Genomic DNA, 4,431 nt, shown 5'->3' with positions numbered 1-4,431 from the left:
AGAAAAAAGAAAATGGCAGGGCTAGACGATGATTATCGCTCAACCCTGTTAGAATCTGGGATTAAAATGCGCTAGCCGTGCATTACTAGGCTTATAAGAATCATTTTTATATAGTCATTCATTGTTTAATCACCTAATTTGAGTTTAGTGCCAGATAGCACAGCGAATGTAATTGAACGTCCCGGTGATATCTCAATTACTGGGTGAATCTGTTCTGCTAAAGCGATGTAGTATTCAGCTAGTCTATCCATAGCATCAGCTGAGCCTTGGAACACACCAGCGGAAGCAACGGAGCCTAAGTCTACTGATTCCCATACCGCTCTATCACCACCTGACGTATTGATTGATGTAGTTCGTTGAGGTGCAACAGCTTCAGAAATGCCACTCATAAATCCAGCTGCCATAGAGCCTGCTAAGAGGTTGCCATTTTTGCTTACAAGTCTGCCGGCTATACCAAGTTTGCCATCAAAGTCAGAGACTGCATTCGCTTGAATCGCGCTTTCAACACTCTTACCGTCATTACGTACACATGTAATTGATTGTGCGCGGATATGCGCTCTTTCGCTTGATAAATCCCCGATTGCTTGGCCAATAACGTGACACTCGCGAATATCTAAAGTGAAATGGTTAGGCAAGATAGCTTCTTTTTTAACTCGGATAACAACCGGCATAGGAGAAGATTTGGCTGCAAGCTGTGTTGGAGCATCCAAACCAGTAAGTAAAACACCAGAGAAGAATGAGCCTGCAGGCAAATAAACAACGCCTTCGTTAGAATCAATTAGTCCACCTTCATTTGGATCGCTTTTCTTTTGGACCTCTTTTTCAGGTTTTAGACTTTGTTGTGTGATCAACAAATCTTTTTGCTGTTTTTCTTCAACAACACCCGAACTCTTAATGCTTCGAACGCTGCGTTGGGTGATAGTTCTAATAACACGGCCTTCGATTTGTGGTTTTGCAGTAACAAGCTGAGTAGGGGTTCTGTCAAAGACCCTCTCATCGTACTGTTGTGGTGCATCAGCTATAGCTTGTTGCCCTTGCTCTGCACCAGAGTATGAAGTGTTGTAATTTGAGCGTGAGCCACCATTTGATTGTCTATTATGTTGGGTATTTGCATATGCTCTATCGCGCACTTCCAGTTGGCGCTCGTAATCTTTCAATTTTAGCGTCAGGTCATCGATGCTTTGCTGCTGTTGCTGAACCATCTCAAGTACACGCTCTTTTTCTGTATATACCTCACGCTCTTTTCTGCGAATTGAGTCTACAGACTTGTCATAGATTTCGTCGAATTCGTTTTTATCGATGTTAGCAATGCTTTCTGAATCAAATAGCCCGCGTACTTTACCCTTTCCATCAAGGCGGTCTTCAGCTTGTCTTGCTGCAATTCTGTCCTGCAGACTGGTTTTATTATCACTTGAAGACATCGACTTATAACCAAAGAACGCAATAGGAATAATCACCAGTATTGCTGCAAACTTTCTAACTTTGGGATTTTCCCATTGTTTTTTAATGCTCATTTCCACCAGCCTTAGTTGATTACACGAGGACGTTTAGAGTTAGTGTTAACAATGCTTTGGCGCAATTTGTCTCGCAGGATATAAACTTCTGTTGCTTCGCCAGGTTGAAGTAGTGATTTGTTGTAAATGGCAACGGCCATAACATCACGTGACTCGCACATTTGTTCACGAATTGTATAGGGGCGTGTAGTTGTATTTTGGACTCTGACTACATCAACAACTTCTCTTGGACCGACAATTCGCTGTAGTACTTGCTGACTAATGGTTAAGCCGCAAGGTTGGTGCATTGCTTTTGATACATCATGAGAAAGTGAAAAACCTTGTGGTATTTCACCTTTACCAACAGGTTTTAGAATCTGCTTAATACGCGCTACTCGATCTGTTTCCACATTTGCGACGTGGCCTTCAGTTAAAGACGCTTCAGCTAATGCTTCTTGCTCTTTTATTTCTGCTCTGTGATTTGCGCCTTTGTATTGCATCGTTTTTGAAAGATTCACATCGACATTTACAACAACCGGCATCGCTTCCATTGGTACCAATGTAAGATTAATCATTGACTCTGGAACACCTTCTTCAAACAACATTAAAGCAACAGGCTTAAGTGAGTTTAAAGTGATGTATAAACGGCCATCTTCTAATTCAATGACTGATTCTTCGTCGTGGGTTCTAGCAGCAACCATCTTAAAATTAGTTATGATTGGATTCGTCAAGCCGACAGCTACAGGTACAGCGATATTAGCACCCGGTTCAAGGTTGCTAAGGTTTTGGGTTGGCTTGTATTTTGATTTAACGATATCTAGGAATGAGTACCCATTACCTGAGCGAATTGACTGTGCAGTTTGTGGCTGCTGGTATTGGTTAAAGTCAGCTTCATTCATCATTCCGTTTGGTTTTACGTTATCGGCAATTTGATTGATTTCATCTTGAGGTGAAACTGTTTTCATTGCAGGCTCACTTCGACTATCTAATTTAATGCCGTTTTTAGCCGCTTCAAATATGGCTTGTTTTGTAACCGGAATAGGTTGTTCATTTACTACTTCTGTTGGTAGCTTGAATGTATCACTTGGATTTTCAGTTGCATCATTAGCGAAGGTGAATGTACTAGACGCACAACCAATGGCTAAAAGTATTGATTTCATTTTCATCTAGTTGCTCTCCTGTTGTTCTTTCACTTTCAGATCTTTTGCAGCTTCTAGCACCCCTATCTCCAGTTCACTGTCATAGTAAGGTTGCGACTCTAAAGTTCCCGGTTCAGCATCGCCACGCGCTTCCATCGCTTGTTTTCGCTTTCTTGGGGTGCCCGGATATTGATCTAAGTGGGTGATTTTAGGTCTTCCATTTCTTGCGGTGATCTTAAATTCGTAGCTCCACTTCGTATCTGCTTTGGGTTCTCCACCAATGAAAGTGATTTTTTGGCCCCAAATGGTGATTAAATCAGTTTCAGGCTCATGAATTAGGTCGTCGGCAATAAAAACTTGTCGTATATCACGCATTTTTATCATTTCAGCTTGCTTATCTAGCATTGGCTCGATTTCAACTTGTAGTTGTGGAGATAACATTTTCATCATTATCTTTTTTACAAAATCGATGTTTTGCGAGTTAATGTTGCCTATTAGAGTAGAAACGCTGTAGGCCCATGCTTGTTGGTAATTCTGGTTAGCTTTATCGCCTTGAATTGTAAGCTCACCAAAGTAATTCTGTTCTGGGATAACAACGACTTCACTGTCTTTGAAAAACAGTGTTAAAGCGCTTAGAGCAACTGTAATGGATAAAAATAGGTTAGCTACTCGGCTTATGTTGTTAGATGCAACCATCGATTTGAAGCTTCGAACTGAAGCGGATTTATCATCAAGCATTTTCTTGCCTTAGCGGTGGTATGTACGTTTAACTGGATCTGCAATTGATTTGCTTTGATTGGTTAAGATGAACCCATAAGACCAAAGCTTGTGTTTAACATAGGCTTTAGGGAATCGGCCTTTAACCTTTTGAGAGATATAAATGTATGCCATGGCTAGGCATACAAGGATAAAGGTCTGTTTTGTCACCATGCCAATCGCTACTGCGGCCATCAACGGTATTACTTGCTCTTTAGTAAATACAAACAAGATTAATAGCGGTTGGTTGATGTGGGTCTTGCAGCGGTAGCGATTGGGCGTTTCCATGGTTTAAAGCACTCCAACTGAAGCAGTTAGGAAGTACTCAACAGCATCTTGTGCATTTGCAAATAGCAGTGCGATAAGGAATGCACCCACACAAGTAGCATAGTTCTGCTTCATAATGCCTTGGAAAGCAGCAAAGCCAAATGTGAAAATTGAAATGATGATGCCAGGTGCGCCGGTTAACCAGCCAACTACTTCATTGTAAACTCCGTATAGGAAGTCACCAGAAGTTGGGGCTGCAGCCATTACGCCTTGTGAAATTAATAGAGCTAAAGAGATTACCATCAGTGCGATGGTAGCTTTTTTAGCTGTAGACATTTTTTTGGTGATTGTTGGTGCTTCAACAATGTGTGATTGGTTGGTTAGTTCCATTTTTAAACCTCTTAAGAGTTAATGTTCAACGTTAAAGTCGAATTAATCTTAAACTCTTAAAAACAGCATAAAGCCGGATTTTTATTTAAATTTGAATAAAAATTGGGGAATTAGATATTTGGGTGATAATTAATTCGATGGCGCTCAGTGTAATCGCTTATGTGCACTTGCCAGTTAAAGCTATTTAGGCTCATTAACTAGACAATTACAGGTTATTTGAGAGTATTAAATTATAAGAATGAAATTAGGGATAAGTTAATGGTAGGTGTAGATATTAATCGTGTATTTGCAGAAGTTACGCAGGATGATTTGAATAAAGATGATGCTTATCTATTACCGGATGGCCGGTACGACGCTAAATCTTGGGCAGAGCTAGATGATTGTCA

Annotated in this window: 5 protein-coding genes; all 5 read right to left on the bottom strand. The window is 40.6% G+C overall.

Translation table 11 applies throughout. The features are described 5' to 3' along the window. Nucleotides 1-125: 125 nt before the first annotated feature. From HUS62_RS22080 to HUS62_RS22060, 5 genes are read right to left on the bottom strand one after another with little or no spacing between them, the layout of a single operon-like run. Nucleotides 126-1,514, bottom strand: a complete 1,389-nt coding sequence (locus HUS62_RS22080) for a TraB/VirB10 family protein (RefSeq protein WP_175081169.1) — start codon at nucleotides 1,512-1,514, stop codon at nucleotides 126-128. 11 nt (nucleotides 1,515-1,525) lie between these two features. Continuing rightward, entirely contained in the window at nucleotides 1,526-2,659 is a 1,134-nt protein-coding gene (locus HUS62_RS22075) for a type-F conjugative transfer system secretin TraK (RefSeq protein ID WP_175081168.1), read from the bottom strand. Further along, a complete protein-coding gene (locus tag HUS62_RS22070; RefSeq protein ID WP_118845377.1) occupies nucleotides 2,660-3,370 on the bottom strand; it encodes a TraE/TraK family type IV conjugative transfer system protein in 711 nt (236 codons plus the stop codon). Between the two features lie 9 nt (nucleotides 3,371-3,379). Continuing rightward, nucleotides 3,380-3,676: a type IV conjugative transfer system protein TraL gene (locus tag HUS62_RS22065; RefSeq protein WP_036973922.1), complete on the bottom strand. Its 297-nt coding sequence runs from the start codon at nucleotides 3,674-3,676 to the stop codon at nucleotides 3,380-3,382. A gap of 3 nt (nucleotides 3,677-3,679) precedes the next feature. Then, on the bottom strand, nucleotides 3,680-4,045 hold the full coding sequence (locus HUS62_RS22060; protein WP_175081167.1) for a hypothetical protein: 366 nt from the start codon (nucleotides 4,043-4,045) through the stop codon (nucleotides 3,680-3,682). Nucleotides 4,046-4,431 lie beyond the last annotated feature (386 nt).

The sequence above is a fragment of the Pseudoalteromonas sp. 0303 genome (assembly GCF_013349995.1).
In the GTDB taxonomy this organism is placed as follows: Bacteria; Pseudomonadota; Gammaproteobacteria; order Enterobacterales; family Alteromonadaceae; genus Pseudoalteromonas.
This window is presented reverse-complemented; position numbering and strand designations above follow the sequence as displayed.